Origin of the sequence: Pseudoalteromonas sp. PAB 2.2 (genome assembly GCF_001938575.1) — a bacterium.
In the GTDB taxonomy this organism is placed as follows: Bacteria; Pseudomonadota; Gammaproteobacteria; order Enterobacterales; family Alteromonadaceae; genus Pseudoalteromonas; species Pseudoalteromonas lipolytica.
The window spans coordinates 92,699-112,288 of record NZ_LYPI01000017.1; the positions used below are offsets into that span (position 1 = coordinate 92,699).

Genomic DNA, 19,590 nt, shown 5'->3' on the forward strand with positions numbered 1-19,590 from the left:
ACGGCGGCAAAGTTTAACATAATTTACTCAGTTAACGATAGCGACGATTAATTAAGCCGTGAATAAAGTGCGCTCTTTCTTGTTTTTAGGGGCATCAGAAAGTACCATAGTTAAAATTTTGCAAGGTGATAAGCAAACACATACGTTACGCTAACCCAAACCATTCGGGTTTTTTGCATAAAATAAAAAATGTAAAGTTAAAAGTGATTTTACAGTGAACCAAATCGGCATTACCCACTCATATATTTGTTAAAAAAATTAAGGGTTTGCTAAGGAGAAATATCTGTGCAGTATTGGATCTCAAAGGCGCTTGCTGTAAGCGTATTGGTAAGTTTAACTGGGTGCGGTGTATTTACCGATGAAGCACACCATAAACGTAATTATCGTGCTAACGAACCGGTTAAAGCGCCTGAAGGACTTGCGCAACCAGCTCAAGATCCGACTTATAAAATGGAAGTGGCTCAGTACGACAATAATCCTGAAGCGAAAAATTATCGTCCACCGGCGCAAGTGATCACCATTGCACAAGGTAGCTGGGTTGAAGAAGGCGATAAAGACGCACGTGTTTATTTTGATAAAAATGACGGTATCGTTGATTTAGATGAGTTTATTTGGGATTCCGTTCACGCGGTACTGAATGAGAGTAATACCCGTGCCGTTAAAGAAGATAAGTTATTAGGCAGCATAGAAACTGATTGGTACACAATCATCAAGCCTGAAGATAGCTGGTTTTGGGAAAGCGAAACGGAAGTGTCACAGCAGCGTTTTCTTTTTACAATTGAAGAGAAATCGCATCAACGTACTGCATCTTTAAATGCAAAACTGGTTGATTATAAAAGTGACTCACAAGAATTAACACCGCTTCTACAACAACAATTAGAAGTGCGTGCTTTAAACCAAGTAATCGCTGAGTTTGACTATCGTTATCGTCAACTTGAGGTTGAAATGCGTAAACAACAAGGCATTATTTCGCTTGAAATGGGCTTTGATAACAAAGGCAACGCCGCATTAGTTACTGAGCAAGATTACTTTGTTGTGTTTGATCGCTTTTCTGGTTTCTTAGAGCGTTTGTCTTTCACCATTGTTGAAATTGATCAAGAGCGCGGTTTGATCACGGCTGATTACAAAAAGCCAGAGTCAAGCGTGTGGGATTCTATTTGGGGTGAAGAGCTTGCAGAACTGCCTATTGAAGATGGCCAATACCAAATTCTTGTTAGTCGTACCAATGAAGGTGGCACAAGCCTGACTTGGATGGACTCAGAAGGCAATACACTTGAGCCGGGTACAATGAATGACCTACAACAAGCATTAGAAAATGCGCTGCGCCAACGCGGCATCAATATTTAATAATTAAAAAAGTTAAAACCACCACAAAAAGAGCCTAGCCGCTCTTTTTGTGGTTTTTACAGGTTGAAAATATGTCTAACTTAAACGCTGCAAACCGCAGTAACTTGCGAACTTTGTTTACCTTTTTCGTTCCTTCACTTATAGGTGTCTTCTTGTTTATGACGCCGGTACCCATAGGTGAAGCAATGACAATTCCAATTGCTGTTATGGCAAAAGCTGTGCAGGAGTGGATTGCGCCATTTGCATTGGGGTTAATTACCACAATTGTGTGTATCACAGGTGTTATGTCGTTAATAATAAAGTTTTTTAAGCCAAGAGCGCTGTTAAAAATATTTATTATTAAACATTTGTTTGATGTAAGTTGGCTGTGGTTGACTGTGCGTTTGCTCGGTATGATATTTATTATATTAACGTACACGAAGCAAGGTCCCGAAATGATTATTTCGGGTGATACAGGGGCATTAGTTTTAAACGACCTCCTGCCGGTACTTTTTTCGGTGTTTATTTTAGCGGGTTTACTGCTGCCATTATTACTCAACTTTGGTTTGTTGGAGCTTGTTGGTACGTTACTGACAAAGGTGATGCGCCCTTTATTTGGTGTACCAGGACGAAGCGCAGTTAACTGCGTAGCGTCGTGGCTTGGTGATGGTAGTGTCGGTATTTTAATGACCGCACGCCAATATGAAGACAAGCATTATACACAACGTGAAGCTGCGATTATTGGTACCACATTTTCTGCTGTATCAATTACTTTTTGTTTGGTTGTTATTGGCCAAGTAAAATTAGAACACTTGTTTGCTCCATTCTATTTGACCGTGTGTTTAGCGGGTTTTGTTGCCGCTTTAATTGTTCCGCGTTTACCGCCTTTACGTTTTAAGAAAGATTTGTATGTTGACGGCACAGAACCCGACAAGCACGCAGAGTCAGTGCCAGAAGGGAAAACTCTTATTACGCATTCTCTCGATGTTGCTTTAGCTAAAGCACGCACAGCTCCAGGCGTTGTAGGTACGCTTAAAGAAGGCTTACACAACGCATTTGACATGGTTTTTGCTGTATTACCCGTGGTGATGGCTGTGGGTACATTTGCCCTGATTATCGCTGAATACACTGCCATTTTTGAATACATGGGCAAACCATTTGTGCCATTTTTAGAATTACTGCAGGTCCCTGAAGCAGAAGCAGCGGCGCAAACTATTATGGTGGGTTTTGCCGATATGTTTATACCGTCAATATTAGCGGCGGGAAACATTGAGAGCGATGTCACCCGTTTCATTATTGCTGCTATGAGTGTCACGCAGTTAATTTACATGTCAGAAGTAGGGGCATTGTTATTAGGCAGCAAAATCCCGGTGAATATCGTTGAATTGTTTTTAATTTTTATTTTAAGAACATTGGTGACGCTGCCGGTCATTGTATTGATGGCGCATTGGTTAGTGTAAACTCGTTAGCGCATAATCAAAAAGCCCTGATTAATCAGGGCTTTTTTGATCATTTTCGTCTTTTTTTTCGGGCTTTTTAAAGTCCATTTTTGCTGCATGTTTTAATAAAGCAAGGTTGCCAATGACAACCCCAAACACGGCCACGACGATTGCAATTTTTTGCCAGGTTTCCATAGGTACACTCAGCTAATTCACCAATCTAGATAGTAGCACTTATATCAATCCGCAAAAATACTTAATCATTTTGAGTGTTCAAACCAGTCGCTACCTGCGTTAAAAATGTCTGATTTACGACTGCATGGATGCAGGAGGTAGAACAATGCAGGAGCAATTGCCGAGAACAACTAAATAACTAAATTTTTGCCTTGTTATCAACGCGGTTTTATTACCTCAAAATAGGCCTCTTAATTAAGCACAATGGTATTAAAAGCGTTTTGCATAAGAAAGAGAAATAAAATCAAGTCCAGGGTTTGGGCTTTTGAATCCTGCGTTAGAGTAGTGTAAATAGCGTAGTGCTAACGAACGGTTGTCACCTAAATCAGCAACCAAGCCTAACCTATCTTCAAACTGGTAGTGAGTGCTAACATTTTTTCCTGCAAAGTGGGTGTCATCTAAAATTGAGACGCCTATACCAAACTCAACTGACACCGGTATACCTTTAACATTGAACACGGGGTATTGAATCACGGGTGACATTGCTAACACTACGTTAGTTTGATGATTGTTTTCTTTACCGTATTGCCAAATGTTAAAACTCGATTCGAAGTATAAACGGCCGTACTTGAGTGGTAATTTCTCGCTCGGGATATGATATTGGTAGGCTAATTTAATGCCTTTCACGTCGCCTTCACCTTGAATATAATCAATTGCATAACCATGATTTGAAGCTGCATAAAGCGGGCCTGCGAACAAAGCCGTTGCGCAAAGTATGAGGGTTTTTAATTGATGCATTTTTTTCATATCGGTACTTCTCTTTGTGACTGTGAGAATGTAGATAAGGGCAGGGGGGAGCCGTTTTCAATGTGCGAAAATACACAGACGCTGTGCAGGCTCGTGGTTTTAGAAGTAATTATATGAAAATGCTAATAAAAACTGATTGGTGTCATTTTGGCATTAAAAAGGTGTCGTATTGGTTCTTTTTCTTTGGGGTAGTAATCGGTATATTAGCGAAAATTTTTTGATCCAGAAGCACACACAATGACCAGATTAGTTAATTCATTCTTGCTAATTGCAACACTCTTTACGGCCAGTGTAAGCGCCAGTAATGTGAGTTCGCCAAAGCAGTTATTAGAATCAGTAACAGCCGATTTATTTGTTGATATCGCCAATGTGAATGCCAAAGGTGATGCAAGCCCTGAAGCAATGAGCAGTATTGTAGAGCAACGTTTACTGCCACACATGGATATTAAATTTGTATCTTACAAACTGCTAGGTAAGCATATTAAAGGTTTACGCCGCGAACAGGCTGTTGAGTTTATTGCTGCTGTTGAGCATTATTTAACGGTGACTTATGCGGGTGCGCTTATGAAGTACACCGGCCAAAAAGTTATTTTCGATCAATCTCAGTTAGTCGATGGTGATTATGCAACAGTGAAAACGCAAATTGTTGACGATAATGCCCCAGCCATTGATTTACACTTTAAGTTGCGTCAAGGCAAAGACAAGCAATGGAAAGTTTACGATATCGTTGCTGAAGGTATTTCGCTCTTAAGTGCAAAGCAAAAAGAAGTATTGCAACGCATTAGCCAAGTAGGCATCGACCAAGTAACACACGAATTAGCCAGTAAATAAGTTTATATAGTCTCCAACCAAGCAGTGTGCTCCGTGTGTGTGCCACTGCTTTTCTATTTTCTTTAAAAATCACCTACTTTGCGCTAGCACCTCGTACCCTCTGTGGTAGAATCAAGCTACTTTTCTTATTAACCTAAGTATCTGTCAAGATACTCGTTTTTTGGTCGCAATATTAAGCTCAGTGTCAGTTATATTTTGTTATAACTGAGTGCTTAATAAGACCTCGAATAATGTGCAGCGGAGTTGTGTTTTTTTAATGGAAAATGTACTGATTTGGCCGAAGGAATACCCGTTACTGATCAAAGGATTAGCTGAGCAAAACGGGGCTTATATTTTAGATGCTTTAGAAGCTTGGCCTGCATGTCGTTCAACAAATGAAGATGACGGTGTGTGCACGACGGTTCTGCCACCTATTTATTACCTTACTTGGTTAACACCGCTTGAGCCTTTTGAAGAGTGCTACTTTCAGCATATTTCTGAGTTTGATGAATCTGCGCAGCACTATATAAATGCAATGAAAACGCATTTTCTAGACAACGATTACACCCCAGAAAGCCTTGTACTTATGCTCTGCCAGCGTCTTGAAAAATACGCCAGTGCATTTGCGCAATCAGCGGTTAAAACACCGATTACACTTATTCACCAGCTATTCAATCGTCGCTATTTTACGGTGATTGAGCATGTGCTGAATCAAGGTGCAAAAATGTCTGCACAAGACGTGCTTGAGCTGTGGACTGAAGTGGATTTTAGAGATCGTCTTAGTGGCTTTATCCCTGAAACGGTTGCTGACCTGGAACATTTAACCAGCCTTGCAGCAGATAAAGTCGCGCAAGGGGAAGACTACTTTACGTTATTGAAGTTGGTCTCGCCAGACGTTGATTCTGTCGCGTTACTTGAGCAAGCGCTGTTAGCGCATTTAAGTCATGAAAGTGCAAAGCAAACAATGGCAAAGCGCTTTATTGAGCAAGGGGCAACAGGCACACTTGCTGACGAAAACGGTAAAACTGCGTTTATGTGGGCGATAGAAAAAGGCTACGTAAATGTTGTTGAAACGATACTCGAACATCAAGATAAAACACGACAAGATAACAAAGGTAATACCGCATTACATTATGCCGTGTTTGCCCAAAGTGAACCTTTGTTAGTGTTTTTGTTAAAATCGGGGTTTGATTTTCGTGTCCGTAATAACGAAGGTTTAAGTTGTTATCGCTTAGCCGTCAGTATAAAAGCAGATAACTTGGTAAAATGCCTAGAGCGCGATTTTGGGATTAAAGAACTTTCACCAGAAGGGCAGTTCGAACGTGTGAAAAAAGTGCATTTGCTGCATGCCATCGTCACTTTGCTTTTCCCTGTGCAGTTGTTCTTCTTTTTTGATGATAGCATTGCTATAAAAAGTGAATTAACGCTGAGCTTTACCTTGCTTGCCATCATGTGCTTTTTCTTTGCAACGAGCTTAAAGCGTTGCGCGCTTTACCCACATTTACGCCACCCTTGGGGACTCTTTCTACTGCGTATGTTTTCGTTGTTTAGTTTGGTCGCACAAGTTGGTTTGGCAAGCATTGTGGCATTAGCGACACTTTCAGAGCTTGTTTAATACCATTAATTCGTAATAATACTTAATCATTTTGAGGGTTTAACCTGTCGCTATCTGCGTTAAAAATTGCTGATTTACGACTGCATGGATGCAGGAGGTAGAGCAATGCAGGAGCCATTGCCGAGAACAACTAAATAACGATTTTTTTGCTTTGTTATCAGCGACGTTTTAGCCTCAACACTGCTCATTTAATTAACCGAATTGAATTGGGATAAGTATAGAAGTGTGGAGTTTCCGCTTTTATTTCAATAAAAAAACGGCAACCTTGGTTGCCGTTTTTGCTATTTTTTAGACTCGCTTTCGTGGGCGGCTTTTTCTTCTGCTAACTCTTCTTTGAGCTTACGAATTTTCAATCCTAACTCTTGCCCTCTATGGCGTGCATAATAAGTGCAACCAATAAACATGAGGCTTGCAAAGGTTAACTCAAGTAACACCCAAATAAGCTGATCTTGGGCTACCCAAAGCAAGGTAAAGCCATGAATAAAATAGAACATGACAATAAAGTTAGCCCATGCGTAGGTGTAGGGCTTGTCTTGAATAATTCCTTTTAATGGCAATAGCAATGGGACAATATAAACAACAAATATAAATGCGTTGCTGTGGCCTTCTCGTGGTGCAATTAAAAACAACCAAATTGGCATTAAAATTAATAAACCAATGTAACCAATTAATGCAAAACGTTGAAAACGCTTTGTAATCGGCTTTTTGGCTACAGGGTGGTTTAACTCAGACTCTGAGCTCATTGTAATTTACTCGCAATCAGTGCCAGACGTTTTCCAACACTCTGACAAATTTTTATTTCGTCTTTACTTAGAACATTGCTGTTATTACTACCCGCGACATGTGTTGCGCCATAAGGCGTACCCCCTGTTTCGGTGCCAAGCAGTTCAGGTACGTCATAGGGAACACCAAGCAACATCATACCGTGATGTAATAGTGGTAATGATAAATTAAGCAGTGTGGCTTCGTTTCCGCCATGCATACTACTTGATGACGAGAAGACACAAGCAGGTTTATCAATCAGCTGGCCTTTAAGCCATATATCGCTGGTTGTTTCCCAAAAGCTTTTTGCTTGCGAGGCCATCATACCAAAGCGTGTAGGAGTGCCAAACGCAAGGCCATCACAGTTAATCAAATCCTCTTTACTGATCACGATGTCGTGCGGTTGACGTTGTACAAACGTACGCAATAAGGCGTTTGCCCCTTGCTGCTCAATGGCATCGCAAATCTCATGGGCCATGGCTTCTAAAGAACCATGGCTTGAGTGGTATAAAACAACAATATTGGTTGTCATTAAAGCACGCTTAATACGTTTTCAGGTGGACGACCTAGGGCTGCTTTGTTGTTATTTACAACAATTGGACGCTCAATTAATTTAGGATTAGCAACCATTGCAGCACGCAGTTTGCTTTCATCTTGCTCGTTCTTTAAATCAAGTTCTTTATAGATATCTTCTTTGGTGCGCATTAATTCTCGCACAGAAGAAAAACCAAGCTGGTCTACAAGCGTTGCGATTTGCGCTTCATCTAGTGGCGTTTTTAAGTATTCAACCACGGTAGGTTGTACGTTATTGCTTTCGAGTAGGGCAAGTGTCTCACGTGACTTTGAACAACGTGGGTTATGATAAATAGTAACAGACATGGTGTGTTCTCTAAATTTATGAATTTGGTTTATTTTAGGGCAAGCGTGGCGAGACTTAAAGTCTCGCTAGTTCTTTTTGCAGTTGACGATATTGTGTTAGAAGTGCTTTTAAGCGTTGTTGCTTAACGAGCTCTTCAGGCTCAACAAAATTAAGCGCTTTTTGAATTTCGTCAGCGGCTTTTAAATAGGCTCCATACTGGGCAAGTACATCGGCATTTGCTTCATGATATGACGCCATATTTTCTTGTTTTTTATAAACAGAGGCAATTAATTGCTTCCCTAAGTTATGTTCTGGCTTTGCTAATAAAAACGATTTTAAAATACGCTCAGCGAGTTCGTACTGTTCTGCTTCAATTGCTGCATTTGCGTAGTTTAGGGTAATTACTTGATTGTTTGGCCTATCAACATCCAGTTTTGCTAAATACGTCACAGCCTCAGCGGCTTTGCCTTGCGCAATAAGTAAATCAGTGTGGGTGTCGATATAAAATAGGTTTTTAGGGTCTTCCTTCAGTAAAGGCTCAAGAATACTGGCCGCTTCATCCAGCTTTTTTTGATCTAACAAACTAATGCCTAATCCGTATTTCAGTGCGGTGTTGTGTACGGTATTTTCACGCATTAACTTACGAAATAAGTCTTCAGCAGCTTTTGATTTCTGGTAATAGCGAGCAATAACTCGGCTTTTTGCTAAATTGAACTCGAGGCTGTCTTCGAAATGTTTTTTTGGATATTGCTCGGCACGTAGGCGAACATCAGACACCCTGCTTTCAGGTAATGGGTGAGTTAACAAAAACGCCGGTGGCTTATATTTGTAACGAATTTGTGCAGCCAGTTTAGTTAAAAATTCACTCGATTGGCGCGGATCGAAGCCGGCATTATTGAGTGTTTGCATACCAATACGGTCAGCCTCTTGTTCTGCAGCTCGGCTGTGTGTTAGTTGGCTAAATGCCGCTTGTGTTTGGTTAGCTGAAATAATAGCAATACCGGCATCGGGAGCAACGACGGTTGCTAAAATACCAGCAATCATACCGGCAATGGTTAAAGCATTATTGTCTTGTTGTTGTTGAATACGACGCGCTAAGTGGCGTTGTGTTACGTGTGCAATCTCGTGACCTAGTACTGAGGCAAATTGACTTTCATTATCGGCTTGTGCAATGAGACCCGTGTGTACACCAACATGACCACCGTAAAAAGCAAACGCATTTATTTCGGGGTTGTCGATCCAAAAAAATGAAAAGGGGAAACGCACATCATTGGCATTGGCCACCAATCGACGGCCTAAAGTGGTGAGGTATTCATCAAGTACCGGATCAGATACGACAGGGGATGAGCCGCGAATTTGCATCATCATAACTTCGCCGATTGCTTGCTCTTTTTCAATCGGCAATGCTTGCAGTGCTGAGGTACCTAAATCTGGAAGCTTAAAATTTGTTTGTGCCTTCAACGGCTCACTATGCAGTATCGAAAACGTTAATAATGCACTGCATAGTGTAATAAAGGCTGATTTTATTCGCATTTTATTCCTTGTTGATTTGTTCACCTAGCATGACTTTGGCTATATCAATTTCGTCGCTGCATGCACGGCTATCTTTTTCGCACAATTGATAGAAATCTTTTATTGTGACTCCATCTAGCTTAACAACGTTCAACTCCCGTTGTAAAAAAGTTATGATTTTATGCACAACTTTATGAGCATGAAGGATCAGTGCTTTATCTGCTTTATCGCCTCGTTCAAAGTAAAATGCAATAAATTTATGTAGCTGATTGATACGAATCAGATTTTTCATAGTATGTGGATCCCACACACGAAACTCCATAAAGCGATTATCTTTAATATACTGATCGACCGTGACATCTTTTGCATAAGGATAAGCCCACAGCTCGAACCCTCGGTCCGTGAAGCTTTGGTGCAAAGCAAGGCGCGGCTTATTATTACACACTATTTCGCCTAATTCTGTTTCGTGTCCATCAAGTATATCAAGATTCCAATTTCGCGGGTCGATAAGCCGCTTTACTGCATTGTCAAAACCATGATCTAAAATACCTTCCGATTCGCTGACCGAAGATGCCACCATGTGATAAAATGGAGGCAATTCCCCCCAGTTTATTTGTTTTTTAAACCAATTAATCTCTTTAAGAGTTGGATTCGCTGGTAATTGCGCTTTATTATGCGAGCCAGGCATCGTGTTTCCTTTACTATCCGGTATCCGATAAGGATAAACTATTGCTTTGCGTGTTTTAAGAAAAAAAATGATTTATTACTCATTATAAAGACTTATTTTTTAATGAGTGCTGTGATCTAATACTTATTATTCATATAAATTACGTAGTTGATTCGTTATGTTGATGTGTGATTTGCGGCCATTTAAATGCCCGCAACAGTTTATTCAGTTTAAATTAGGGTTAAATAAGGCAGTATCTGCCAATCAATCAGTTACTTTTACATTTAATGCTGCTGAGTCGAGTGAGGATATGCAGCGATTTTTAGAAAAACATCATTACCATTTTAAAATTGACCTAAAATTAGGTGTACTCATTGTGGAGCCAATTCGTGTTTGAATATGTAAAAGCTTGGTACGAAAATAAATTTTCCGACCCCCATTCGGTCACCTTATTGTTGCTGCTAATTGCAACGGTGGCGCTGTTTTACTTTTTTGGCTCTCTTATTGTGCCGGTGCTGGTTGCGCTGGTCATTGCATATTTACTTGATTGGCCTGTTGTTCATTTAGAAAAGTTAGGTATGAAGCGCTTTACGGCCTCTATTTTAGTGATGCTGTTATTTAGCGGTTTGATGATCATGATTTTAATTGGAATGGGGCCTGTACTTTGGCAGCAAACCAGTAATTTAGTGCAAGAAACCCCCTACATGATAGAAAAAGGGAAAGCACTGCTACTACATTTACCTGAAGATTACCCCAGTTTAATTACCTCTGAACAAGTTAAGTCGATAGTCAGTAGCGTTGAAGCAAAAGTGATTGAATTTGGTCAACTTGCGCTGTCGGTTTCGTTAACGTCGTTAAAAGATGTGGCTGCTTGGCTTATTTATCTGATTTTGGTGCCACTGTTAGTTTTCTTTATGCTTAAAGACAAGCAAGAATTAACACAAAGTGCTGAACGATTAATTCCAAAACAACGCCGCCTTATCATCCAAGTATGGCAAGAGATGAATCAGCAAATCATGAATTACATTCGTGGCAAGGTGTTTGAAATTTTAATTGTCGGTACTGCTTCATTTATTGCATTTGCGGTGCTTGATTTACGTTATGCAGCATTACTTGGCGTTTTAGTGGGCTTATCGGTGCTTATTCCATTTGTTGGCGCTGCTTTGGTAACGATTCCGGTTGCGGCTGTTGCGCTATTCCAATTTGGTTTAGAGACCCAGTTTTGGACAATCCTTATTATTTATGGGGTTATTCAGGCGCTCGATGGCAATGTGTTAGTTCCGCTGTTATTTTCGGAAGCTGTTGATTTGAATCCTGTATTTATAATCGTTGCGGTTTTATTTTTTGGTGGCTTATGGGGATTCTGGGGCGTGTTTTTTGCGATACCGCTGGCATCGCTTGTTAAAGCACTAATTAATGCCTGGTCATCGAAGCAGGTCGACCTTACTCCTAGCTAGCTTAGTATTAAAAGCTATATAAAACGCACTTTACTGACTAATTGATTATTATAATTTACACGTGAAAAATGTAAAATAGGTTATAAGATATATCTTTTAGTAATATGGTGCGTTTTTCATGGCAAATTTTTTTCTTCCAGACGATGCTAATCAGCAGATTTATTTAGATGCAAACGCAACGACACCGGTACTTCCACAAATTGCAGATGTAGTGTCTCATACAATGCAAGTCTGTTTTGGTAACCCATCGAGTTCACACATCACAGGTATTCAAGCAAAATATCTATTAGAACAAACACGAAGTAAAGCACGTGATGTGATTGGGGCGTCTGATGGCGACATATTGTTTACCTCGGGAGCAACCGAAGGTATTCAGACTGCTGTTGTATCGACATTAATAGCGGCAAAAAATCATCAAATTGAAAATCCAGTGTTGCTTTATGGCGCCACAGAGCACAAAGCGGTTCCAAATACACTAAAGCACTGGAACAATGTGCTGGATATTAATGCGCAAGTGTTGGCTATTCCGGTTGATAAATACGGCATTTTAGATCATGAGTTCATCCGCAAGCATGCTGCAAATGCTCTGATGATCTGCACTATGGCAGTCAATAATGAAACGGGTGTGTTTCAAGACTTAGCGGCTATCGAGCAAGTGATCCGCAGTGAAAACACGCGCGTCGCTTGGATGGTCGATTGTGTTCAAGCTTTAGGTAAAACCCGTTTGGCTTTGAGCCAAACCACAATAGACTATGCGCCTTTTTCTGGCCATAAACTGTATGCACCCAAAGGCATTGGGGTGCTATATATTCGTAAAGGCAGTGCATACACTCCGTTTATTGCCGGTGGTGGTCAAGAAAGCGGCATGCGGTCTGGCACAGAAAACTTACCGGGTATTGCTGGCCTGAACGAGTTGTTTTCGTTATTGCTTGATAAAGATAATCACACCTTTAAACCACTAGAGCAGTTACATGCTTTTCGCAAGCAGCTGCATGAAGCACTGATTGATACGTTTGGCAGTATTACGTTTAATCATGAATTTGAGTATTCAGTGCCAACGACATTAAATTTTGCTGTGAACGAATTAACCAGCAAAGAGGTGATGGACTTATTTGATGCTGCGGGTATTCGTGTTAGTGGCGGTTCTGCGTGTAGCTCTGGTGCGAATCGCAGCTTTGTACTTGATGCAATGGGCGCATCTGATTGGCAGAGTGAAAATGCAATTCGGATGTCATTTGGTCCAGCGGTAACCGAGCAAGAAATTAATTATGCCTGCGATAAGATCCGCTCGCTTAAACCTATTCTTGAAGCAAATTGCTTGGTGGTTTCGGACAGCACTTCACCTCAACAAGAGGTCTGTGCAATTGGTTTGACTCAATTACGTCATCAAGCGGCGTGTTGTTGGTTATACGTTGATAGCAATAAGCACGCAGTTGTGATTGATCCAATTATTGAGCTGATACCGCGAATGGCTAAAATTGTCGCAACACAAGGTTTGTTAGTTAAAGCTATTTTAGATACACACAAACATCAAGAACGCTTATCTGCTCGCTGTTTACTTGCTAAAGAATTAGCAGAGCAGTACGTAGGCAATGAAACAGACGAATTAGGCTGGCCTGTTAATGATGAAACAATACCACTTAATACCGCGCGTTTACGTAAAGTCGCGACACCGGGTCACAGCCAAGACAGTGTGAGCTATTTACTCGAAAATGGCCTAACAAATGATGTTAGCTATTGTTTCTGCGGTGATTTAATTCTTCCTGGTGGGTTAGGTAACACAGTAATTAGTGGCAGTGATACGGCACAAATGGCGCAATCATTAAGATCTCTCGCTACGCTGATTGATGATACTACGCTAATTTGCTCGGGACATGATTACCAGCAATGCTTTGCGATGGATTGGCATGCACAAAAAGCGACGACTCCTTTATTAGCGACGTTGCTTAATGGGCAGTTAAGTGAGGCTGAATTTATTGAATTAAAGCAGCAAGCCGATCAACAAAAGCAGCACCCAAGTCACCCATTGTGTGGTTACGTTGATGTGCTTGAAAGCACGCCAATGAAACAGCTTACATCAACGGATGCCAAAGCTATGTTAGGCGATCAAGCAACCTATTTGATTGATACCCGTGAACCTTACGAACATGGTGTGGCTAATCTTGCTGAGGTATTTAATGTTGAGAACGCGAAAGTTATCAATATTCCATTGAGCCGTATGGCAAATGCGATAGTGCAAGGACAACTCGATAAAGCGAAAAATTATATTTTAGTGTGCCGCAGCGGTAATCGCTCAAAGCAGGCTGCAAATAATTTATCGCAATTAGGGTTTGAACATGTTTATAACTTAAATGGCGGACTCGCACTGATCAATTCCAATCAGCAATAATACTTAATTTTTGAGGAATTAAACCTGTCGCGACCTGCGTTAAAAATGCCTGATTTACGACTGCATGTATGCAGAGCAATGCAGAAGCAATTGCCGAGAACATCTAAATAACAACATTTTTGCCTTGTTATCAACGCGGTTTTATTGCCTCAAAATAGGCCACTGAATTAAGCGAATAGGTATTAGCGCGACACAGCACTATTGAGTTATAAAAAAACAAAGCCGCTATTTATAGCGGCTTTTGTATAGTTGATGTGTTTTATCAGGAGGCGCTGTTAGGCCCTGAGCTTTCACGTATCACCAACGAAGGGGTGAATGTGGTAATAATGTCTTTATCTTGATTGCGCGCACCACGTGTTTTTCTGAATAACAGGCGCGCTGCATGTTGTGAAATCACATCATTAGCCTGATGCGCGGTTGTTAGTTTAGGCCATGTTTGGCGCGAGAATGGTGAATCCTCGAACCCGGTGATTGATAATTGCTCTGGAATTTCAATTCCCATTAGTCGAGACGCGAACAACGCACCGGCTGCCATTTCATCGTTTCCGCCTAAAAGCGCAGTAATTTTCAGTGGGTTGTTCTCACCAAGTAACGCTTTGGCTCCTTCAACGCCTGATTCAAATGAATATTGGCCTTCATAAACCAGTGCATTGTTGATCGCGATGTTGTGATCTTTTAGCGCAGCTTGATAGCCTTCTAAGCGCTCAGTGGTTGACTTATGCTCTTTGTCGCCGCATAAAAAGCCAATGTTTTTATGACCAAGCGATAATAAATGAGCAGTAATTTCATACGCAGCTGCATAATCGTTCACATAAATACACGTATCTTGGTCTTCGTCTGAAGGGCGGCCAGATAATACACGCACATAATGGATACCCATTTCATCGAGCATATCAATAATACTATTTTGCTCGGATAGTGGGGGAGTGAGGACTAAACCAGCTAAGCGAGAGCGTTTTATCATGGTCTTAAAATCTGCTTCCATATTGCTGTCTGTGTAGCTACATGGGTGGATTACAAGTTCATAGCCCTCTTCTTTACAACGAGATAAAACCCCATTTTGCATATCGATAACGTAATAGGCATTCGGGTTGTCATACACTAAGCCGACAGTGAAAGAAGATGTACCCGCAAGATTTCGAGCTGCAAGATTAGGTTGGTAGTTAAGCGTATTAACAGCGTCCATCACGATGTCATACGTTTTTTTTCTGACCGATGGCTCTTTATTGATCACTCGCGAAACGGTTTTCATAGAAACACCCGCAAGTTTAGCTACATCATTTATGGTTACTTTCATACGGTTACTTTATAGTTCGTTATAATTGTATTATAATATTACTCGAAAGATGTGCTCCTGCACGCTTTTCTTACTTAAGTACATTAATATTTAATATAAGTTGTTTAGTGTATCTAATGTTCTACCAAATTAGCAGTAAAATAATTGAGATAATTTTTATGATACCGGTGTCAAAAGAGAAAAATTGCGCTATTATCTCGACTATAAAATGTAAAAGTAGAGCATTGACAGCGTTGTCATTTTAACTTAGTGTTATTTTACTTCGTGTTTTTAGTTGCTGTCTTTATTCTAAATTAATAAAAAGATAGTTTTAAATCAGTTTGTTGCAAGTTTTTAGGGGATTATGTTTATGAGCAGCCGTTCGCAATTAGCTAGTTGGCAAGCACTGTCAGAAAGTGCAAAGAAGATGAAACAAATTCATCTTAAAAATTTATTTGCCGAAGATAGTGCGCGTTTCGAACAATTCTCTACTCAAATCCCAGGCGTATTATTTGATTATTCAAAGCAACATATTGATAAAACGGTTTTTGAGCAGCTCATTTCATTAGCCAAAGAGTGCAATGTGAGTGCATGGCGTGAAAAAATGTTCAGTGGTGAAAAAATTAATATCACTGAAGATCGTGCCGTACTTCATACCGCTCTTCGTAATCGTGCAAACACGGCTATTGTGGTTGATGGTGAGAATGTGACCGATGCAGTCAACGCAGAACTGGCTAAAATGAAGACCTTTGTAAATAAGGTGCGCAGCGGTGAGTGGCGTGGTTACACTGGCAAAGCAGTGAAAGATGTTGTTGCGATTGGTGTCGGGGGTTCTAACTTAGGACCGCAAATGACAACTGAAGCATTGGCCGCTTACGCTGACGATACGTTAAACGTGCATTATGTATCGAATGTTGATGGTGTACAGATTGCATCTGTTTTAAAAGAATTAGACGCAGAAACCACGCTTTTTGTGATTTCTTCGAAAACATTTACTACGTCAGAAACGATGACGAATGCTAAAACGGCTGTTGAGTGGTTTTTACAAACGGCAGAGGCACAAGCGCATATCGCTAAGCACTTTGTAGCAGTGAGCACAAATTTAGAAAAAACAGCTGCATTTGGTATTGCTGATGAAAACGTATTCACAATGTGGGATTGGGTCGGTGGTCGCTTTTCTTTATGGAGTGCGATAGGATTACCAATCGCGTTGTACCTAGGCTTCGACGCGTTTGAAGCGATATTAGAAGGTGCGTTTGAAGTTGATGAGCATTTTAAAAATGCTGACTTTGAAACTAATATTCCTTTATTAATGGCACTTTTAAGTGTGTGGAATACAAGCTTTTTAGGTCATACGTCGCACGCTATTTTACCGTATGATCAAGCACTGCATATGCTACCTGCGTACTTACAGCAAGGCGAAATGGAAAGTAACGGTAAGCATGTTAACTTTGCAGGGGACACTGTACCGTATACAACAGTTCCAATCATTTGGGGTATGACAGGTATTAATGGCCAACACGCATTTTACCAATGTTTACACCAAGGTAATGTGATTGTGCCAGCTGACTTTATTGCGTCAATTGAGCCGCAAGTGAATGTTGGCAAACACCATGATATTTTATTATCAAACTTCTTTGCACAAACAGAAGCCATGATGGCCGGTGTCGATGCAGAGCAAGTAACAGCAGATTTGACCGCGAAAGGTAAATCTGAAGCCGAAATTGCAGAATTACTGAATCATAAGATTCATCAAGGCAATCGCCCAACAACGTCAATGCTACTAGACAAAGTAGATGCAAAAACAGTGGGTCGTTTAATTGCGCTTTATGAGCATAAGATTTTCTGCCAAGGCATTATTTTAGAAATTTGTTCATTTGACCAATGGGGCGTTGAACTAGGTAAAGGACTTGCCTCTAAAATTGAAGCTGAATTATGTGATGACTCAGTGAGCCATCCTCATGACAGCTCAACCAATGGATTGATCGCTTACTACAAAACACATCGTAAGCAGTAACAGATTCGCAGCATTGCTGCAAAAAAAATACCTTTGAACGGGTAGCGCTGGAGTTCTTAGGGCCTGTATTTTTGTGAGAGGATTTACAGAGCCCCTAAGACTCATTTACTTCAGCACACTATAAGAATAATGAGTAAGCTACTTACAAAAAATTCAACAGGCTTTGTTAAGGGAACCTGCTAACACGGCCAAATCATCCGTATAACAATACGCACTGCCATACAACATGAAGTGAACTAAATGGCATTGCCAATGTAGAGAGTGATATATGCTAAATCCATTTGATATCGTAATTTTTGGGGGCGGTGGTGATCTTGCGTTACGCAAATTACTTCCTGCCATGTATCGCGCTTATCAAGAGGGCAACCTTCCTCAAGGTTCACGTATCCTTCCTACCGTACGTGAGCAAAGCAAATGTGAAGAATACATAGAAACTGCGCACAAAGCATTACAAGACTTCTTAGGAAAAGGCGAGTTTAACGCAAAAGACTGGAAAGCCTTTTCAGCATATTTAGTACCCGTTGTCTCTAATGTGACAGAAGCCGATGATGACTGGGATAAATTAAGAGATATTTTAGATGAACACGATACCGACAAGTCTCGTGTTTTTTATCTTTCGCTTCCTCCTGCCGTGTACGGTAGTTGTTGTGAAATTTTATCTAAAAAAGGGCTTATCACGGAAACTTCACGTGTTGTTGTAGAAAAGCCAATTGGTTATTGCGGTGCGTCTGCAGAAGAAATTAATGCCAAAATCGCTGAGTATTTTACTGAAGAGCAAATTTTCCGTATCGATCATTATTTAGGTAAAGAAACCGTACAAAACTTAATGGCGCTGCGTTTTTCAAATTCATTATTTGAAAATATGTGGGATGCAAAGTCTATCGACAATATTCAAATTAGCTTATCTGAAACTGTGGGTCTTGAAAGCCGAGCTGGTTTTTATGATAAAGCAGGTGCTTTGCGTGACATGGTACAAAACCACTTGTTGCAGTTACTTTGCTTAGTGGCGATGGAGTCACCAAATAAATTAACAGCGAATAGCATTCGTACTGAAAAATTAAAAGTACTTGAATCACTGCGTCCACTGGTTGCAGAAGATGTTGATGCAAATATTGTTCGAGGACAATATGTACCAGGTAACCTTGACGGTAAAATCGTCCCTGGTTATTTAGAAGAGTTAAACGAAGGGGCAAGTAAAACAGAAACTTTCGTTGCTATTCGTGCACACATTGACAACTGGCGTTGGGCGGGTGTGCCATTTTATCTTCGTACAGGTAAACGCATGAAGAAGCGTTGTGCTGAAATTGTCGTTGAATACAAAAAAGTATCGCACAATGTGTACAGCGATAAAGTCGGAAATATTGAGCCGAACCGCTTAGTGATCCGACTACAACCTGAAGAAACAATTCAGTTAACCTTGATGTCGAAGCGTCTTGATAACCTTGAAATGCAATTAGAGCCTGTGACAATGAACATTGAATTATCACAAGCTTACAGCAATGGTTTCCATTCTGATGCCTATAAACGTTTAATGTTAGATGCAGCAGCAAATAATCCATCACTTTTCATCCATCGTGATGAAGTTCGTCAAGCGTGGAAATGGATTGATCCAATTATCGAACGCTGGCAAGAAAAAGGGGCACCATCGTTATACCGTGCAGGTAGCTGGGGCCCAGAAGATGCAGATGAGCTACTCGAAGAAAATAACCATGTATGGTTTAACACTGGCGACAAGGCATAATTAAGATGGCTACAATTGTTGAAAAATTCTTTGCAAGCAAAGACGAATTAACAGCTGAGCTTTCAGCAAGTTTAGAGCAACGTTTAGTTGCAGGCATTAAAGATGATGGCCGTGCTGTATTAATGGTATCGGGTGGTTCTTCACCTGCACCTGCGTATAAGCATTTATCTAACCTTGATCTTGATTGGCAAAATATTGATGTTGCAATGGTCGATGAGCGCTGGGTTGATGCCTCACATGACAAAAGTAACGAAGCATTTATCAACAGCACCTTATTGCAAAACAAAGGCGCAGCCGCTAATTTCATTACAATGAAAAATGATGCGTTAACGGCACACAATGGTGTTGCTCAATGTGAAGCTGCTTATCAGACATTAAAGCGCCCATTTGATGTAACCATTTTGGGAATGGGGCCAGATGGCCATACTGCATCGTTGTTTCCTCACGCTGATGGATTAGAGCATGGGCTTGCCACTGATGATTTGGTGTGTGCAATAAATGCGATTGAAAGTGATGTGACAGGTAAAATTACTGAAAGAATGACATTAACGCTTGCAGCGATTGCTCATTCAAAAGTGGTTAAGCTGTTGATCAGTGGTGAAGAAAAACTGGCTGTATACAAACAAGCGAAAGAGGGTGGTGATGTTGCAGACATGCCACTTCGAGCAGTTCTTAACCATCCAACAATTAATATTGAAGTTTATTGGGCACCTTAGTTTCTAATCAACATCTCTGTATT

General features: G+C 40.6%; 17 protein-coding genes. 9 read left to right on the forward strand and 8 right to left on the reverse strand.

Going from position 1 to position 19,590, the window contains the following annotated elements:
- Positions 1–285: 285 nt before the first annotated feature.
- Both bamC and BWD47_RS15670 read left to right on the forward strand, forming a co-directional pair.
- Positions 286–1,347 carry an outer membrane protein assembly factor BamC gene (gene bamC, locus BWD47_RS15665; protein ID WP_036969641.1) on the forward strand — a complete coding sequence of 354 codons (1,062 nt, stop codon included), beginning with the start codon at positions 286–288 and terminating at the stop codon, positions 1,345–1,347.
- A gap of 71 nt (positions 1,348–1,418) precedes the next feature.
- Positions 1,419–2,786, forward strand: coding sequence for a YjiH family protein (locus tag BWD47_RS15670; RefSeq protein ID WP_036969639.1), 1,368 nt, complete (start codon positions 1,419–1,421; stop codon positions 2,784–2,786).
- 30 nt (positions 2,787–2,816) lie between these two features.
- On the opposite strand, the gene BWD47_RS15675 is transcribed toward BWD47_RS15670, so the two are convergent.
- Together BWD47_RS15675 and BWD47_RS15680 are read right to left on the reverse strand one after the other, a co-directional pair.
- The gene (locus BWD47_RS15675) at positions 2,817–2,960 is read right to left on the reverse strand and encodes a DUF2897 family protein (protein ID WP_074988602.1); all 144 of its coding nucleotides are present in this window, start codon (positions 2,958–2,960) and stop codon (positions 2,817–2,819) included.
- Positions 2,961–3,209: 249 nt separating this feature from the next.
- Positions 3,210–3,746 (reverse strand): acyloxyacyl hydrolase, encoded by a 537-nt coding sequence (locus BWD47_RS15680; RefSeq protein WP_036969637.1) that lies wholly within the window; start codon positions 3,744–3,746, stop codon positions 3,210–3,212.
- 237 nt (positions 3,747–3,983) lie between these two features.
- Here BWD47_RS15680 and BWD47_RS15685 point away from each other — a divergent pair, with 237 nt between their 5' ends.
- Both BWD47_RS15685 and BWD47_RS15690 read left to right on the forward strand, forming a co-directional pair.
- Positions 3,984–4,577 (forward strand): phospholipid-binding protein MlaC, encoded by a 594-nt coding sequence (locus BWD47_RS15685; protein ID WP_036969635.1) that lies wholly within the window; start codon positions 3,984–3,986, stop codon positions 4,575–4,577.
- Between the two features lie 256 nt (positions 4,578–4,833).
- Positions 4,834–6,171 (forward strand): ankyrin repeat domain-containing protein, encoded by a 1,338-nt coding sequence (locus tag BWD47_RS15690; RefSeq protein ID WP_036969633.1) that lies wholly within the window; start codon positions 4,834–4,836, stop codon positions 6,169–6,171.
- Between the two features lie 281 nt (positions 6,172–6,452).
- Here BWD47_RS15690 and BWD47_RS15695 read toward each other — a convergent pair whose 3' ends face one another.
- From BWD47_RS15695 to BWD47_RS15715, 5 genes are read right to left on the reverse strand one after another with little or no spacing between them, the layout of a single operon-like run.
- Entirely contained in the window at positions 6,453–6,914 is a 462-nt protein-coding gene (locus BWD47_RS15695; RefSeq protein ID WP_036969630.1) for a DUF2069 domain-containing protein, read from the reverse strand.
- A complete protein-coding gene (gene wrbA / locus BWD47_RS15700) occupies positions 6,911–7,465 on the reverse strand; it encodes an NAD(P)H:quinone oxidoreductase (RefSeq protein WP_065979779.1) in 555 nt (184 codons plus the stop codon). The genes BWD47_RS15695 and wrbA overlap by 4 nt, the downstream gene beginning before the upstream one ends.
- Positions 7,465–7,812: an arsenate reductase (glutaredoxin) gene (gene arsC / locus BWD47_RS15705; RefSeq protein ID WP_065979780.1), complete on the reverse strand. Its 348-nt coding sequence runs from the start codon at positions 7,810–7,812 to the stop codon at positions 7,465–7,467. The genes wrbA and arsC overlap by 1 nt, the downstream gene beginning before the upstream one ends.
- 55 nt (positions 7,813–7,867) lie before the next feature.
- The gene (locus tag BWD47_RS15710; protein ID WP_075594284.1) at positions 7,868–9,325 is read right to left on the reverse strand and encodes a M48 family metalloprotease; all 1,458 of its coding nucleotides are present in this window, start codon (positions 9,323–9,325) and stop codon (positions 7,868–7,870) included.
- A gap of 1 nt (position 9,326) precedes the next feature.
- Complete coding sequence (locus BWD47_RS15715) at positions 9,327–9,992, reverse strand: hypothetical protein (protein WP_036969618.1); 666 nt, start codon at positions 9,990–9,992, stop codon at positions 9,327–9,329.
- A 368-nt stretch (positions 9,993–10,360) separates the two neighbouring features.
- On the opposite strand from BWD47_RS15715, the gene BWD47_RS15725 reads away from it, so the two are divergent.
- On the forward strand, positions 10,361–11,428 hold the full coding sequence (locus BWD47_RS15725; RefSeq protein ID WP_036969615.1) for an AI-2E family transporter: 1,068 nt from the start codon (positions 10,361–10,363) through the stop codon (positions 11,426–11,428).
- A 118-nt stretch (positions 11,429–11,546) separates the two neighbouring features.
- Complete coding sequence (locus BWD47_RS15730; RefSeq protein WP_075594285.1) at positions 11,547–13,817, forward strand: aminotransferase class V-fold PLP-dependent enzyme; 2,271 nt, start codon at positions 11,547–11,549, stop codon at positions 13,815–13,817.
- 262 nt (positions 13,818–14,079) lie between these two features.
- On the opposite strand, the gene BWD47_RS15735 is transcribed toward BWD47_RS15730, so the two are convergent.
- Positions 14,080–15,114, reverse strand: coding sequence for a LacI family DNA-binding transcriptional regulator (locus BWD47_RS15735; RefSeq protein WP_074988595.1), 1,035 nt, complete (start codon positions 15,112–15,114; stop codon positions 14,080–14,082).
- A 349-nt stretch (positions 15,115–15,463) separates the two neighbouring features.
- Here BWD47_RS15735 and pgi point away from each other — a divergent pair, with 349 nt between their 5' ends.
- The 3 genes from pgi (at position 15,464) to pgl (ending at position 19,567) form a co-directional block, all read left to right on the forward strand.
- Positions 15,464–17,110, forward strand: coding sequence for a glucose-6-phosphate isomerase (pgi, locus tag BWD47_RS15740; protein WP_075594288.1), 1,647 nt, complete (start codon positions 15,464–15,466; stop codon positions 17,108–17,110).
- A gap of 268 nt (positions 17,111–17,378) precedes the next feature.
- Positions 17,379–18,851, forward strand: coding sequence for a glucose-6-phosphate dehydrogenase (gene zwf, locus BWD47_RS15745; protein WP_036969609.1), 1,473 nt, complete (start codon positions 17,379–17,381; stop codon positions 18,849–18,851).
- A gap of 5 nt (positions 18,852–18,856) precedes the next feature.
- A complete protein-coding gene (gene pgl, locus BWD47_RS15750) occupies positions 18,857–19,567 on the forward strand; it encodes a 6-phosphogluconolactonase (protein ID WP_036969607.1) in 711 nt (236 codons plus the stop codon).
- The last annotated feature ends 23 nt before the right edge of the window (positions 19,568–19,590 follow it).

What these genes read in the sequence shown, in the direction of transcription:
- BWD47_RS15670 (WP_036969639.1), top strand. Translation starts at nt 1,419, where the DNA reads ATGTCTAACTTAAACGCTGCAAACCGCAGTAACTTGCGAACTTTGTTT.
- BWD47_RS15675 (WP_074988602.1), bottom strand. Translation starts at nt 2,960, where the DNA reads ATGGAAACCTGGCAAAAAATTGCAATCGTCGTGGCCGTGTTTGGGGTT.
- BWD47_RS15680 (WP_036969637.1), bottom strand. Translation starts at nt 3,746, where the DNA reads ATGAAAAAAATGCATCAATTAAAAACCCTCATACTTTGCGCAACGGCT.
- BWD47_RS15685 (WP_036969635.1), top strand. Translation starts at nt 3,984, where the DNA reads ATGACCAGATTAGTTAATTCATTCTTGCTAATTGCAACACTCTTTACG.
- BWD47_RS15690 (WP_036969633.1), top strand. Translation starts at nt 4,834, where the DNA reads ATGGAAAATGTACTGATTTGGCCGAAGGAATACCCGTTACTGATCAAA.
- BWD47_RS15695 (WP_036969630.1), bottom strand. Translation starts at nt 6,914, where the DNA reads ATGAGCTCAGAGTCTGAGTTAAACCACCCTGTAGCCAAAAAGCCGATT.
- wrbA (WP_065979779.1), bottom strand. Translation starts at nt 7,465, where the DNA reads ATGACAACCAATATTGTTGTTTTATACCACTCAAGCCATGGTTCTTTA.
- arsC (WP_065979780.1), bottom strand. Translation starts at nt 7,812, where the DNA reads ATGTCTGTTACTATTTATCATAACCCACGTTGTTCAAAGTCACGTGAG.
- BWD47_RS15710 (WP_075594284.1), bottom strand. Translation starts at nt 9,325, where the DNA reads ATGCGAATAAAATCAGCCTTTATTACACTATGCAGTGCATTATTAACG.
- BWD47_RS15715 (WP_036969618.1), bottom strand. Translation starts at nt 9,992, where the DNA reads ATGCCTGGCTCGCATAATAAAGCGCAATTACCAGCGAATCCAACTCTT.
- BWD47_RS15730 (WP_075594285.1), top strand. Translation starts at nt 11,547, where the DNA reads ATGGCAAATTTTTTTCTTCCAGACGATGCTAATCAGCAGATTTATTTA.
- BWD47_RS15735 (WP_074988595.1), bottom strand. Translation starts at nt 15,114, where the DNA reads ATGAAAGTAACCATAAATGATGTAGCTAAACTTGCGGGTGTTTCTATG.
- pgi (WP_075594288.1), top strand. Translation starts at nt 15,464, where the DNA reads ATGAGCAGCCGTTCGCAATTAGCTAGTTGGCAAGCACTGTCAGAAAGT.
- zwf (WP_036969609.1), top strand. Translation starts at nt 17,379, where the DNA reads ATGCTAAATCCATTTGATATCGTAATTTTTGGGGGCGGTGGTGATCTT.
- pgl (WP_036969607.1), top strand. Translation starts at nt 18,857, where the DNA reads ATGGCTACAATTGTTGAAAAATTCTTTGCAAGCAAAGACGAATTAACA.